Origin of the sequence: Bacillus cereus (assembly GCF_002561295.1) — a bacterium.
GTDB classification, from domain to species: Bacteria; Bacillota; Bacilli; order Bacillales; family Bacillaceae_G; genus Bacillus_A; species Bacillus_A cereus_S.
The window spans coordinates 43108-57524 of sequence record NZ_NTUG01000032.1; the positions used below are offsets into that span (position 1 = coordinate 43108).

Here is a 14417-nt window from a genome sequence, read left to right on the forward strand (position 1 = left end):
GGTTAAGCGAAGCGCTATTACTTTATACTTTTCAAACACAGAAGTTTCAAAAGAGGTTTTTTCTTATTCAGAAGCTTCTTCCTCTTTCTTTTTCTTTCTTCTCTTATATATCGCAAATAAAAATGTACTCGCAAATAGTAGGATAAAATAAAAACTGCCATCCGATTTAGATGACAGCTTTTATTTCTTATCTCGATTCAATTCCGTCTCAGCTAATAGCGGCAACAAATTATCAAAGATATGTGTATTTTTCTCTTCCCCCGTTACATATCCACCATAAAATCTGCTGAATGCATCATCATTCCGAAACTTGCTCATCCGCTCATATAATTCCTGAGCAAACTTCACATCTCCTTCTTGTAATACATATAGAATCGTTATCCCATAGGCTGATGGTGATTCAAAATCTACCACTGGTTTTCCTGTTTCTAAATCATAACGGCCATATAGCTTTCCATCTTTTCGAAATGTCTTTTTAATAAAATCTAAATATGCTTCTGAAGTAATTCCACCTAAACTACGATGATAGGCAACATACGACTGATCAATCATATTCACCTGTTTTTCATATGTGAAGGTGCCATCTTCTTTATATTCTTTCGGAAATGCCCAGCCCTTCCTTGGATAATCCGCTAAAAATTGAACCACTTCTTGATACTGCGTTTCTGAAAGTTTTCCGTACTTCTTCATATAAGAGAATGCATTTGGATTTATGTAAGATGTCGTTAATATGTTATTCTTTATTCCCTTATCGGCGTCATAATAATCAACATAGTTTTTCCCTTTCTTATTATAACGAAGTACAGCATCACTCAATTGATCAGCAAGATGTTTATACCGTTCCTCTTTATACATGTCATAGGCACGATAGAGTTGTTCGATAATGCGAAGATCATCAACAAGAGCATTCGTTCCACCCTGCTTGTCTCCTGTTTCAGAAATCTTCCATAACACAATATGAGTTGGGTGGATGAAATAATTTTGTATAGCCTTTACTTGTTCATCAAACAATGATTGATCTTCCATATCAAGCGTATGTTGTAACCACAATCCTGCTGATTCTGACAAAGCTTCACGGCCGGTTGCTTCATTCGTTCCTACCTTTGAATCGGCTATTCGATACGTTGCGAGCGTATTATTCTCGTTCATCATATGTCTCATAATAAAATATTCTGTTCGGTTTCCTTGTAACGCAGTCCAAAAAACAATTCCACCTAAAATCAAAAATAAAGTTAACGCAATCCATATATACAAACGTCTCCGCACATTTCTTCACCTCTATAATAAGACTAACCGTAATCTTAGTAGAACATACAGAAACATGAAAAAGACAACCTATTAGATTGCCTCTTACTCCCTATCTTTTACACACGTTAATTGGCCTCTTTCGTAGGACGATACAGTGATTGCACGAGATGATCATATTCACGCCGCGTAATTTCTTTATTGTATAACTTTAATAACAAATCTTTATGCTCTTTTGAAAACGCCATTTTTCTAATGACTTCAGGATACATACTAACATCCCCTTCCGTTTCACGTGAAATTCCTGCTTGTCCTTCTACAAAAAATGAAAATCTAAACAGAACTAACGTTCGCATAAGAATTATAAAAGATTTTGTTCTAAAACACAACTGAAATATTTTTCTCTCTTTTTTATTTTTCTGAAGATTTCAAAATCATAATATCACATTAACTTTTTAAAATACATATATATTTTTGGAAGTTTTTTGAATAAATTTTCCAGTCCAATCAGAAAATAATGGCAAAAATGAAGAGGAGTAGAGTTATGGATACTGTTACATTGTCACGGGCTTTCTTTGGGTCCTCACTAGCATTCCACATTATTTTTGCAACCCTTGGAATCGGACTATCTTTAATGATTTTTATAAGCGAAGTACTATACCACTGGAAGAAGGATTCGGATTATGCTGTTATGGCAAAAAGGTGGACAAAGGCTTTCGCCATCCTCCTTGGCGTCGCAATTCCTACCGGAACAATCGTCGGTGTACAAATTTCACTTCTTTGGCCGGGCTTTGCCAAAATTGTTGGTCAAGTCATCTCTGTTCCGTTCCAAATTGAAATTTTCGCCTTCTTCTTAGAAGCGTTATTTATGTCCATTTACGTATATGCAGCAGATAAATTGCCGCCATTTATGAGATTAATTTCTCTCTTTTTTGTCATGCTGGGTGCTACGGCATCCGCCGTGTTAATTACTTCAGCAAACACATGGATGAATACACCTGCGGGCTTTTCTATGAATCCTGATGGCTCTGTCTTTAACGTAGACCCATGGAAAGCATTCTTTAATCCAAGCTTTTTTACAAGTTCCCTCCATGTTGTCATTACCGCTTATGCAACAGGGGCAGCTGTCATTGCTTCTATTGCTGGATTCAAACTATTGAAACGAAATTTAGATGCAAGAGAAATTGCTTATCATAAAAAAGGGCTTTTTTTAGGCCTTGTCGTTACATGTATTACAGGTGCAATTATGTGGCTGTCTGGACATGAATCAGCTATCGCCTTACACGAACATTCTCCAGAAAAGTTAGCATCAGCTGAAGCATTATTCGATACGACATCACACGCTCCCTTATCTATCGGCGGCGTCGTTGATCCTGCAACACTTGAGTTAAACTATGCACTTGAAATTCCAAACATGCTTAGCTTACTCGTTGGCTTAGATCCTAATACCGTTGTCAAAGGACTGAATGAATTCCCAAGAGAAACGTGGCCACCATTTTATACACATACATTGTTTAACTTAATGGTAGGTACGGCTACATTCACATTCGCTGTCGCAGTAATTTCTCTTTTATATTGGTACTTTATTTATCGAAAAAAAGGAGCAGCATTACCAAAGTGGCTTCTTTGGGGAGCTGCTGCATGTGGTCCAGTAATGATGCTTGGTATTGAGTTCGGGTGGATTTTTAGTTGTAGCGGTCGCCAACCATGGACCATTTATGGGATGCAGCGCACAACGGATGCTGCGACGCGTGCTGATTTCGTCGGACCGTTATTTATTTTATTCATCATTTTATATATCGGTCTTGGCGTTTTAACAATTTTCGTGCTAAGGACGTTCTTTAAAAGGCATCCATTGAAAAATGATCTAAGGCCGCAAGGAGGCGATTCTCGTGCATGAGGAAAGTATTGCGATTATCATTTTATGGGCTCTTATTTTCGTGTATAGCATTTTAGGGTCCATTGATTTTGGAGCCGGCTTTTGGGGCATGGTGTATGCAAAACATCCAACACTTGCTGCTAAACTTGCCAACCGGTACTTATCACCGACTTGGGAAATAACAAATACATTTCTTGTCTTTGTTGTTGTTGCTTTTCTCGGTTTCTTTCCAAAAGCGGCCTTCACCCTCGCAACAGTGATGTTCGTACCCGTTATGTTAATTTTAGTGCTCGTTGCCATTCGTAGTACATTTATGGTATTCGCCTATTCTGTCCCAAAATATGAACATCTGCTTCGTCTTATTTCAGGTATTACTGGACTCTTAATTCCAGCTTTATTAATTACCGTTTTACCTGTAACGGAAGGCGCTTATATTACAACTACTGGCGGAAAAGAAGTTCTCCTATATGGAAAGCTTTTGTCCAGTCCTGTTATATACTGCTATATGCTATTCGGATTAACTTCTGAATTGTTTTTATCCTCTCTATTTCTAGCTGACTTTGCGAGAGAACAAGGATCAGAAGATTCGTATCGGCTTTACAGACGCAACGCCATCATACTTGGCCCCGCAACGCTCGTTACAGCCATCATCGCTCTTGTTGTGATGGATCCAGAAACACATTGGCTCATGCAAGGCTTAATTAAACAATTTCCATGGTTTACTGTTTCTATTATTTTATTTGTCATCGGATATTCTTCGCTTTGGTGGACAAATAAAAAATATAGTGCACTCGGTTGGCCACGGATTGCTGTTTTAGCAGTTGTTGCACAGTATGCATTTGCAAGCTACGCTTATGGCGTCGCACATTTACCGTATATCATTTATCCGGACGTTACTGTATTCACAAGCTTTACAACGAAAGAAACATTCTATGCGCTGCTCATTCTCTATGCAATCGGCATCGCCATCTTACTTCCAGGCTTTATCTTCTTCTGGAATTTATTCTTAAAGGATCGAACATTCCTCAAAGAAAAATAACAACGAAATGAGAAGCTACTCCAAACATTTACTGAGAAGAAGTGTGCAAAGAGTAGCTTCTTTTTTATGATAATGAAGACACATGATGCACGACCGCCCCTACGTTCCAGAAAATCGGAAGGTTTTTTGTTTTGATCTAGGCCTTTCTCTCTATCCAAAACCACTAGTTATTTCTCTCACATCTATATTTGCCTTCTATCATCAAATACACATATTCACTAGATTCAGATATATGCCTAGTTCCTCTTTCTTTTTTTTGAATATAATGCCATATAAACTTGAGACAAGCTTAATATTGGTCAAGTAAACAAGAAAGGTAGGCTAAAAATGAGTACTGAAATATTGATTACTATCATCGTCTTTTTCTTAACCATGATCGTCATTTTTTGGCGGCCACGAGGTTTGAATGAAGCATGGCCCGCAGCAATTGGCGCGGGCATCATTCTACTTACAGGACTTGTATCCAAACCAGATGTTATGGATATTATTAGTAAAATAGGAGGCGCCTCCATTACCATCTTAGCAACGATCGTTATGGCTGTTATATTAGAAAGCTTCGGTTTCTTCCATTGGTCAGCTGCAAAACTTGCAAATCTAGCAAAGGGTTCTGGTCGCCGTTTATACTGGTACATTCAATTATTATGTTTCCTTATGACGCTTCTCTTTAACAATGACGGCAGTATTTTAATTACAACGCCAATTTTAATTTTACTTCTTAAAAACCTTCAACTAAAACCACACCAACAAATCCCCTATTTACTAAGTGGTGCTTTAATTGCTACTGCTTCAAGTGCACCAATTGGTGTAAGTAACATTGTAAACTTAATCGCATTAAATATCGTAAATATGACGCTTTATATGCACACAGCAATGATGTTCGTACCTGCAACACTAGGATTACTCTTTATGTCATGGCTCATGTACACCGTTTTAAAGAGAAAATTGCCAGAAAAACTGCCTGTTTCTTCTTATGATATTGAAGAAATTTTCTTCACGAAAAACTTCCATCCTTTAAAAGGAAAAAATTCCGTTGATACAAAACAAAAGCGGACAAAATTCATGTTAAGAGTATTGCTTTTCGTATTCCTTATGCGCTGTCTTCTCTTCGTCGCTTCCTTCTTATCTATACCAATTGAAATTGTAGCTGTACTGGGCTCACTCATTCTTCTTGTTTGGAGATGGTACTATTTACGCACAAACCCTATCGATATCTTAAAAAAGACACCTTGGCATATTCTAATCTTCGCCTTCTCCATGTATGTTATCATTTACGGTCTGCACAATGCAGGATTGACAGAATTGCTTGTAAGATGGCTTGAACCAGTTGTTAACCAACATCTACTATATGCGAGCTTTACAATGGGCGGATTAGTTTCTATCCTATCTAACGTCTTTAACAATCACCCTGCACTCATGATCGGTACCATTACATTAACTGAAATGGGACTTGATCCAGTTACGCTAAAAACAATTTATCTCGCAAATATTATTGGTAGTGATATGGGATCGCTATTATTACCAATCGGTACACTCGCTTCCCTCATTTGGATGTACATCTTAAAACAAAATAAAATTAAAGTGAAATGGAAAGATTATTTAAGTGTATCTTTAATTGTTATCCCGCTCTCAACAGTCGTAACATTATTCCTATTATTCTACTGGGTACAACTCTTCTTCTCGCTCTAAAAACAAAAGCCCCCTTTGCTACCGTCTTAGCAAAGGGGGCTTCTTCTATATTTAAGTTAGGTACACGTGATCAATCAAGTAAAGAGGTGTTTTGGGAGCATTACATATCTCCCGCAATTTGCGGGCATTTACCCCTCCTTCTTAATTGAACGAGGGGGCAAATACCCTGAAAAAACCTTACATTGCATTACTGATATAAATGACTGCCAGTTTCTTTAAATTCTGCCGCTTTCTCTTTCATACCTTTTTCAATTGCTTCTGTTGTTTCTAAATCATTTTCTTTTGCATATTCACGAATGTCATGCGAAATTCTCATACTACAGAACTTCGGACCACACATGGAACAGAAATGAGCTGTTTTTGCCCCTTCTGCTGGCAATGTCTCATCGTGGAAATCCATCGCACGTTCAGGATCTAGAGATAAGTTAAATTGATCGCGCCAACGGAATTCAAAACGAGCTTTTGAAAGTGCATCGTCACGTTGTTGCGCTGTTTTGTGTCCTTTTGCAAGATCCGCTGCATGTGCCGCAATTTTATACGTAATAACTCCTTCACGAACGTCGTCTTTGTTCGGCAAGCCTAAGTGTTCTTTCGGCGTTACATAGCAAAGCATTGCGGTACCAAACCAGCCAATCATCGCTGCACCAATCGCCGATGTAATATGGTCATATCCAGGTGCGATATCCGTTGTTAAAGGTCCAAGCGTATAGAACGGTGCACCTTGGCAAATATCAAGTTCTTTATCCATATTTTCTTTAATTAAATGCATTGGCACATGTCCTGGTCCTTCAATCATGACTTGAACATCATGCTTCCATGCAATCTTCGTTAATTCACCAAGCGTTTCAAGCTCAGAGAATTGCGCTTCATCGTTTGCATCTGCAATCGAACCTGGACGTAATCCATCTCCCAAAGAGAACGAAACATCATACTGTTTCATAATTTCACAAATTTCTTCAAAGTGCGTATATAGGAAGTTTTCTTTATGATGGAATAAACACCACTGCGCCATAATCGAACCACCGCGGGAAACAATACCTGTTGTACGTTTTGCTGTAATTGGAATGTAACGAAGTAGTACGCCAGCATGAATTGTAAAATAGTCAACGCCTTGCTCTGCCTGTTCGATTAACGTGTCACGGTACACTTCCCACGTTAAATCTTCAGCAATGCCATTTACTTTTTCTAACGCTTGATAAATCGGCACTGTTCCAACTGGTACAGGGGCATTACGGATAATCCACTCACGAGTTGTATGAATATTTTTCCCTGTCGATAAATCCATAATGGTATCTGCGCCCCAGCGCGTTGCCCATGTCATCTTCTCTACTTCTTCCGCGATAGAAGAAGAAACCGCAGAATTCCCGATATTCGCATTTACTTTCACGTGAAAATTGCGTCCGATAATCATTGGTTCTGCTTCTGGGTGGTTAATATTTGCTGGCAGGATAGCGCGTCCTTCAGCAATTTCTTTACGTACAAACTCCGGCTCTACCCCTTCACGAATCGCAACATATTCCATCTCAGATGTAATAATACCTTGGCGTGCATAATGCATTTGCGTTACATTTGCGCCTTTTTTTGCACGAAGTGGTTTACGATCCATTTGCGGAAACACAGGCGTATGATTAGATGCAGCTTTCACACCATCATCTTCCGGCTTAATTTCACGCCCTTCATACGCTTCCACATCTCCACGCTCAACAATCCAGCCGCGGCGCGGAGTTGGAATCCCTTTTTCTAGCTCCACTTTGTATTCTGGATCTGTATATGGACCACTTGTATCATACACACGAATTGCTGGATTAGGCACACCGTTTGTATCGCTTTGCTCGATCTCGCGCATCGGCACTTTCATACCTTCACGTGGGCCATCCACATAGACTTTCTTACTCCCTGGTAAACTCGACTTCAATTCGATTTGCTCAGCTGAAACAGATTGCTTCATAATTTTTGTTTCCTCCCCTTTATCATTTCAGACGAATCGAACTTACTTGGAACCTTGTGTCAACTTCCAAACAATTCGATCCTAGCGTGATGAGGACAAGAACTAGTGGCCAGCGCATGCCAAAATAAAAAGAGCCAGGTCCATAGTAAAACAAGGACCTGGCTCATAAAGACATAATTATGTAAAGCCGTTAACTTCCCTACGCTGGTACGAGCCAGATCAGGTCCAAAGGGTTAAGAAGTTATTGCGCTTCTCTCTCAGCCCACGCTTTGCTTGGGCACCCCTAGTTTATCACTGATTTAATTTTCAATACTTTCCCATCATACACGATAATCTGAAAAATGCAAAGGCATGGATTCTAATTTTTACATATCGTTTTTTGTCGGTTGGTCGATATCCTTTGTCGAATAGTCGATATGTTAGTAGTTTCCGCCGATATATTAAGAGAAATGGTCGATATATTTTAAAAAAGATGCCCGCATGCGCTGGGCATCTTTTTCTTATTTACGGTATCATCCACGTTAAATAGTAGGCTTGTACATATGTCATAATCCCAACAATGATGACGAAGAATAAGCTATGTTTCACTGTAAAGCGGAATAAATCGGATTCTTTTCCAGCTAGACCTACTGCTGCGCACGCAATTGCAATCGATTGCGGAGAAATCATTTTACCCGTTACACCACCTGTTGTATTGGCAGCAACAAGCAATACTTCTGATACACCAATCTGCTGTGCGGTAATCGCTTGTAAGTTCGAGAATAACGCGTTTGCTGATGTATCTGATCCTGTTAAGAATACACCAATCCAACCAAGGAATGGTGAGAAGAATGGGAATAATCCACCTGTTCCAGCTAGCGCTAATGCAAGCGTTGATGATAAGCCAGAATAGTTTGCGATAAATGCGAATCCTAATACGAAACCGATAGATAGAATTGGCATTTTCAATTCTTGCAATGTTTCTTTAAATGTTTCAACTGCTTGTTTTGCACTCATTTTAAGGACAAAAATTGAGATAATACATGCAATTAAAATCGCCGTTCCTGTTGCTGATAAAATATCAAATTTTAATATCGCCTCATAAGGTGTTGGTTTGTTTACAATTGGTTCTGCTTTCATTACTAAATTGTGCAAACCTGGTACTTCAAACTTCAATACGAAGCTCTCTAAAGCCCCACCCGGAGCAAATAATGCTTTGAAGAACCCTTGACTCCAAATGACAACCATAACTGTCAAAATAATAAACGGTGACCAAGCCTTTACAACTTTTCCAACTGTTAATTTCGGCATAGATGAAGCTGTCGTTGCCGCTGCCACTTCGGCGTTCGCTTGATTAGATTGATAAATTTCTTTCGGTTGCCATACTTTTAGGAATAACGATAAGCATATTAAGCTGACAAGTGCTGATGTAATATCCGGAAGTTCCGGCCCTAAAAACGTTGCTGTAATAAACTGTGTAATCGCAAATGAACTACCTGCTACAAATAATGCAGGCCATGTTTGTTTTATACCTTTAAAGCCATCCATTAAAAATACGATAAAGAATGGAACAAATAATGATAAGAACGGTAATTGGTGCCCTGCCATTTGTCCGATTTTATGGGCATCAATACCCGTTACTTGCCCCGCAACTGTAATTGGGATTCCCATTGCTCCGAACGCTACCGGCGCTGTATTTGCAATTAAGCAAAGCCCAGCTGCATATAACGGATTTAAACCAAGGCCAGCAAGAAGCGCTGCTGTAATTGCTACCGGTGCCCCGAACCCTGCTGCGCCTTCTAAAAATGCGCCAAATGAAAAACCAATTAAAATAACGAGTAAACGATGATCATTCGTAATCGATAGTACCGATGCACGAATCACATCAAATTGACCTGTCTTAACAGAAATCTTATATAAAAATACCGACATCACAATAATCCATGCGATTGGCCATAACCCATATAAGAAGCCGTATCCAGTTGCAGCCATCGCCATTGTAAACGGCATGTCATACGCAAATAGTGCAACTAAAATTGTTAATACAACTGTAATAAAGCCTGCCACGTACCCCTTCATACGAAACACTGCTAAAGCCAAGAAAAAAAAGATAATTGGAATAAGTGCTACCGCTGCGGAAACCCAAATGTTACCGAACGGATCGTAAACTTGTGTCCATGTCCCCATTGTCCTCTCCCTTTCTGTAATCCCCTGTTTTCCCCAAAAAGCCTATCAATAGACTACCAGGTCATCATACCTTTAAGGTAAAAATAAAAACGTTTCCAGAAAACGTTTTCAAATATTTGTATTTATACTTTACCATATCATTTTTATTTAAAAAAGATTTTTTGAGTTAATTTTCTAATTTTTTCGTTAAATAACATTTTCGGATAAGTCCTATAAATAGGAAAAAAGTCTATTTCATCCCTCCCCCATTATTTTAAACAAACGTTTGATTAAAACTCACATGAACATTTGACGCATAAAAAAGCACTTGCAATTCGCAAGTGCCCTATCTTCTTCTCTTTTTCTTTCGTCTCATCAGCCTTTTTCGGCGTGTATTTAATCGATCCGCTATAATATGGAGTGTACTCGCAGCAATGACTCCCATTACAAATGTTGTTAAAGCAACATCATGTTCCTTTGCAATCTCAAGTAATCTTCCTTCTAATAACGTTTTATTTAATATGTATAAGAATGGAGAAAAGACAAGAAGCATATACAGTATACGAATGAGATCCCCGATTATAATTGTATGTGTTAAAAAAGAACGATGCGGCATTACACATTGATACGGATACCAAAAAATACGAAGCAAACCCCACTTGTTATAAGCATTACTATGAATATCTAAATCGGGCGTTAAGAAGAATGTACCGACTAGAAATCCTATCGCAAAAGTGAGTAAAAAATCAAAATTTGTTAATCCATACGAAACAAGCATAAACAAAACAATTGGAAGAGAAAGTAAGTTTATTTTCGTATGTGTTTTTCCTGATGGCATAGTACACTACCTCGCTTATATTCGCCCTGTCATTTGTGACAGTTCTCACCTATTGACCTAATTTTCGATCGATAAACGACGTGTCTATATCCGAACCAAACCAATCCGCTAATTTCGCCCGTGCTTTTTCTTTTACATCTTCATTTACGTACATCGACACTTGCACAAGCGCGGCTGTTAATGCGCCTAAATCATCCGTATAACCAATTCCAGCTAAAAAGTCTGGGATTGCATCAATTGGAGCAATGAAGTAAGCAAGCGCTCCAATAATAATTGCCTTTACCCGTTTGGGAACATCCGGTCTTTGCATAACGTAAAACAGCAATAAGCTTGCATAAATAACCGATTGTCCTGCTTGCTTCGCCACATGTTTCACCTTATTCCAAAAAGCTTCAACTGAAAATTTTCGTTCCATATAAAAGGCCTCCATATTTTGTTTTTTTCATTATACGAAAAAAGTAGATATACCTTCAAAACTAAAGAACTAGCTTCATTAGTTAATTGAGTGTTCATCAAATATACACATAACTTATCAATAAAAACTTATTGTAACAGAGAAAAAAGAAAAGAACAAGCGTTCGCCATTGCTTCCCGCTCATATATATTTTTTTTCAACATATATATTAAGGTTATAAAAACAAAAAGCCTACTCCCTTTGTTTTAACACAGCATGGGAACAAAACGATTCTACCCTTCGGCGGACGCTCTCTCCCCTCTAAAAAGAGAGGGTTTATATATTTCCTCTCAATATTTCTCAACATAAAATGTTCTATTTCTCTTACTATTCTTTATTGTCTTTGTTATATTTTCTAGTTGACGAGCATATAAACCAATGTTAAAGTTTTCTCTGGCAGCAACAATAAAAAATACAAAAACTGTAAAATGTTATAGTGTTTCTAAGAATTGAATTTTGTTGTATAATACAGAAATGACGTTATGCTTGTGAATCAACAAAAGAAATAACAGGAAACCAAAAGGGTATGCATAGTTAAAGTCGTATATGAGGATACAGAAACCTCTACTCATGGCCAAGAAAACTATGTATTTTTTATTTTAGCTTTTTTCGCTCCAAAATCGACCAAGCCTGATAGAGAAAGGGTGGAATGGATGAAGGAATCTTTAAAATCACAATTTCTAAATGTACGTTTTACTTTGTTCGTTGCTTTGGCTGTATGGCTAAAAACTTACATCATAACGCGTACGAGTTTTGATTTAAAACTTGAATCTTTCATGCAAGAATTTATTTTATTTATTAGCCCATTAGCAACATCATTACTGTTTGTGGGTCTTGCATTATTTGCAAAAGGAAAGAAACGAAACTATATAGCACTTGGAATTGACTTTGTTTTAACAATCATTCTTGTTGGTAACGTAATGTTCTACGGATTCTACAATGACTTCGTTACTTTACCAGTACTTGGGCAAACATCCAACTTTGGACAACTAGGATCCAGTGTGAAAGAATTGCTTAACTACAAAATCATCGTCGCATTTGCTGATATTATCTTTTTCTTTGTACTATTAAAGAAAAAGAAAGACTTTGCACAAACTGAGCGCGTATCACGTCCAATGCGTTCTTTATACTTCGTATCAACGGTTGCTATTTTCTTTGCAAACTTAGGACTTGCAGAAACTGAGCGTCCAGAATTATTAACACGTTCATTCGACCGTGTTATGCTCGTGAAAAACTTAGGTCTATATACACACCAAATATATGATCTTGGCTTGCAAGCAAAATCAAGTTCACAAAAAGCATTCGCTGATAGTAGTAAATTACAAGAAGCAGAAAACTACGTAAAAACAACGCAAAGTAAACCAGACCCAAATATGTATGGCACAGCAAAAGGGAAAAACGTAATTGTCGTTTCTCTTGAGTCCTTGCAAACATTCTTAATCGGTGCAACTGTAAACGGGCAAGAAGTTACACCATTCTTAAACCAATTTGCAAAAGAAAGTTATTACTTCGATAACTTCTTCCACCAAACTGGACAAGGAAAAACATCTGATGCTGAGTTCTTAGTAGATACATCATTGTATCCATTAGATCGCGGTGCTGTATTCTTTACACACGGTAATAATGAATATACTGCAACTCCAGAAATTCTGCGTCAGCAAGGATATTACACAGCTGTATTCCACGCTAATAACGCAACGTTCTGGAACCGTAATATCATGTATCCTGCACTTGGTTACGATCGTTACTATAACGAACTTGACTATACAATTACTCCAGAGACAAAATTGAACTGGGGATTAAAAGATATCGAGTACTTTAATCAATCAATCGATATGTTAAAAGAAGTGAAACAACCATTCTATACTCGTTTCCTTACTTTAACCAATCACTATCCATTTACTTATGATGATGGCACAAAATTAATTGAACCTTACAACTCCGGTGATCGCGTATTCGATGATTACATGGTAACAGCTCGTTACTTAGACGAAGCAATGAAAAACTTTATTGAACGTCTAAAAGCGGAAGGACTTTATGACAATTCTGTTATCGTCTTCTATGGTGACCACTACGGTATTTCTGAAAATCATAACCGTGCAATGGCTCAATTCTTAGGAAAAGAAGAAATTACAGAATTTGATCAGATGAACTTACAAAAAACACCTATGTTCATTCACGTTCCAGGTCAAAAAGAAGGTAAAACAATTTCAAAACCAACTGGTGAAATTGATATTAAACCAACAATTTTAAACTTACTTGGTGTTGATTCAAGCAATGACATTCACTTTGGTCATGACGTATTCTCACCAGATAATAAAGGATTCGTTGTTCTTCGTGACGGTAGTTTTGTTACAGACAAGTATATGTATACAAACAGCAAATTCTATGACCGTGCAACTGGTGAAGTCGTAGAAGTACCAAAAGAAGAAGCTCAAGCGATGATCGATCGTGCTCAAAATGAACTGCGCATGTCTGATAAGCTCATCGAGGGAGATTTACTTCGTTTCTCTGAAAGCAACAAAATAAAAACAGGCGAAGTAAAAACCGCTATTAAAGAAGAAAAAAAAGACGCTGAGTAACACCAGCGTCTTTTTTTTATAAACAATATGATAAAGTGAAACTTTAATCAGTGGGGGGGCTTCATCCCCCACNNCCACCTATCTTCCTCGTTTCCCTCTGAATCTTGAGGTGTGGGTCTTACTGCCCGTTAATGCGGGATAAAATTACACAATCTTCACCAAATATTTACATGAAATTCATGAAACATCTCTATAATAAAATTTGTAAACAATGTTCTGCTTACTCTCACTTATCACTTCACCATTTTGTGATAGGTCCCTGTGAGGGCTACAGAATCATTTGTAAACAATTTTTCTGATGTTACTAGGAAGTAACATCCATTGTCTTAGTAAAACTAGCCTTTTAACAAATCACCATTCTAGGCTATACAAGGACAATATCCCTATGAAACAAGCTACCCTCCTTATGCAACATTGTTGCAAGCAACGTTCTATATGAATGTTGCCTTTTTTTTATGATTAAAAAGCAGGATTCTTATTTCTCACTTGCGAATTTGTATATGCGAAATACAATAAAGTGAAACTTTAATCAGTGGGGGTTTTCCTCATCCCCCACTGATTATTAGCCTTCACCAATCGGGCCTTTACGGGCAGTTTATCT

10 protein-coding genes and 1 riboswitch are annotated in these 14417 nt (G+C 37.9%); of the genes, 4 read left to right on the forward strand and 6 right to left on the reverse strand.

The genetic code is table 11. The features are described 5' to 3' along the window. Positions 1–180 precede the first annotated feature (180 nt). Together CN373_RS17920 and CN373_RS25625 are read right to left on the reverse strand one after the other, a co-directional pair. On the reverse strand, positions 181–1266 hold the full coding sequence (locus tag CN373_RS17920) for a transcriptional regulator (protein WP_098359831.1): 1086 nt from the start codon (positions 1264–1266) through the stop codon (positions 181–183). Positions 1267–1373: 107 nt separating this feature from the next. Then, a complete protein-coding gene (locus CN373_RS25625) occupies positions 1374–1517 on the reverse strand; it encodes a hypothetical protein (protein ID WP_033664840.1) in 144 nt (47 codons plus the stop codon). A gap of 272 nt (positions 1518–1789) precedes the next feature. On the opposite strand from CN373_RS25625, the gene CN373_RS17930 reads away from it, so the two are divergent. From CN373_RS17930 to CN373_RS17940, 3 genes are all read left to right on the forward strand, one after another. Beyond that, a complete protein-coding gene (locus CN373_RS17930) occupies positions 1790–3145 on the forward strand; it encodes a cytochrome ubiquinol oxidase subunit I (protein WP_000381991.1) in 1356 nt (451 codons plus the stop codon). After that, positions 3138–4163 carry a cytochrome d ubiquinol oxidase subunit II gene (locus tag CN373_RS17935; protein ID WP_000544163.1) on the forward strand — a complete coding sequence of 342 codons (1026 nt, stop codon included), beginning with the start codon at positions 3138–3140 and terminating at the stop codon, positions 4161–4163. Before CN373_RS17930 ends, CN373_RS17935 begins: the two co-directional genes overlap by 8 nt. A 327-nt stretch (positions 4164–4490) precedes the next feature. Then, complete coding sequence (locus CN373_RS17940) at positions 4491–5849, forward strand: arsenic transporter (RefSeq protein ID WP_000102494.1); 1359 nt, start codon at positions 4491–4493, stop codon at positions 5847–5849. Positions 5850–6036: 187 nt separating this feature from the next. Here CN373_RS17940 and thiC read toward each other — a convergent pair whose 3' ends face one another. The 4 genes from thiC to CN373_RS17960 all read right to left on the reverse strand — a co-directional run bounded on the left by thiC (position 6037) and on the right by CN373_RS17960 (position 11195). Continuing rightward, positions 6037–7797, reverse strand: coding sequence for a phosphomethylpyrimidine synthase ThiC (gene thiC, locus CN373_RS17945; RefSeq protein ID WP_098359832.1), 1761 nt, complete (start codon positions 7795–7797; stop codon positions 6037–6039). 179 nt (positions 7798–7976) lie between these two features. Next, a riboswitch (TPP riboswitch) is annotated at positions 7977–8092 on the reverse strand. A 209-nt stretch (positions 8093–8301) separates the two neighbouring features. Then, positions 8302–9963, reverse strand: a complete 1662-nt coding sequence (gene lldP, locus CN373_RS17950; protein WP_000537626.1) for an L-lactate permease — start codon at positions 9961–9963, stop codon at positions 8302–8304. A gap of 325 nt (positions 9964–10288) precedes the next feature. Continuing rightward, positions 10289–10780: a metal-binding protein gene (locus CN373_RS17955; protein WP_098359833.1), complete on the reverse strand. Its 492-nt coding sequence runs from the start codon at positions 10778–10780 to the stop codon at positions 10289–10291. A 49-nt stretch (positions 10781–10829) separates the two neighbouring features. After that, positions 10830–11195 (reverse strand): YkvA family protein, encoded by a 366-nt coding sequence (locus tag CN373_RS17960; protein WP_000439973.1) that lies wholly within the window; start codon positions 11193–11195, stop codon positions 10830–10832. Positions 11196–11887: 692 nt separating this feature from the next. Between CN373_RS17960 and CN373_RS17965 the strand changes: the two genes are divergently transcribed. Then, positions 11888–13816: an LTA synthase family protein gene (locus CN373_RS17965; protein ID WP_000665064.1), complete on the forward strand. Its 1929-nt coding sequence runs from the start codon at positions 11888–11890 to the stop codon at positions 13814–13816. The last annotated feature ends 601 nt before the right edge of the window (positions 13817–14417 follow it).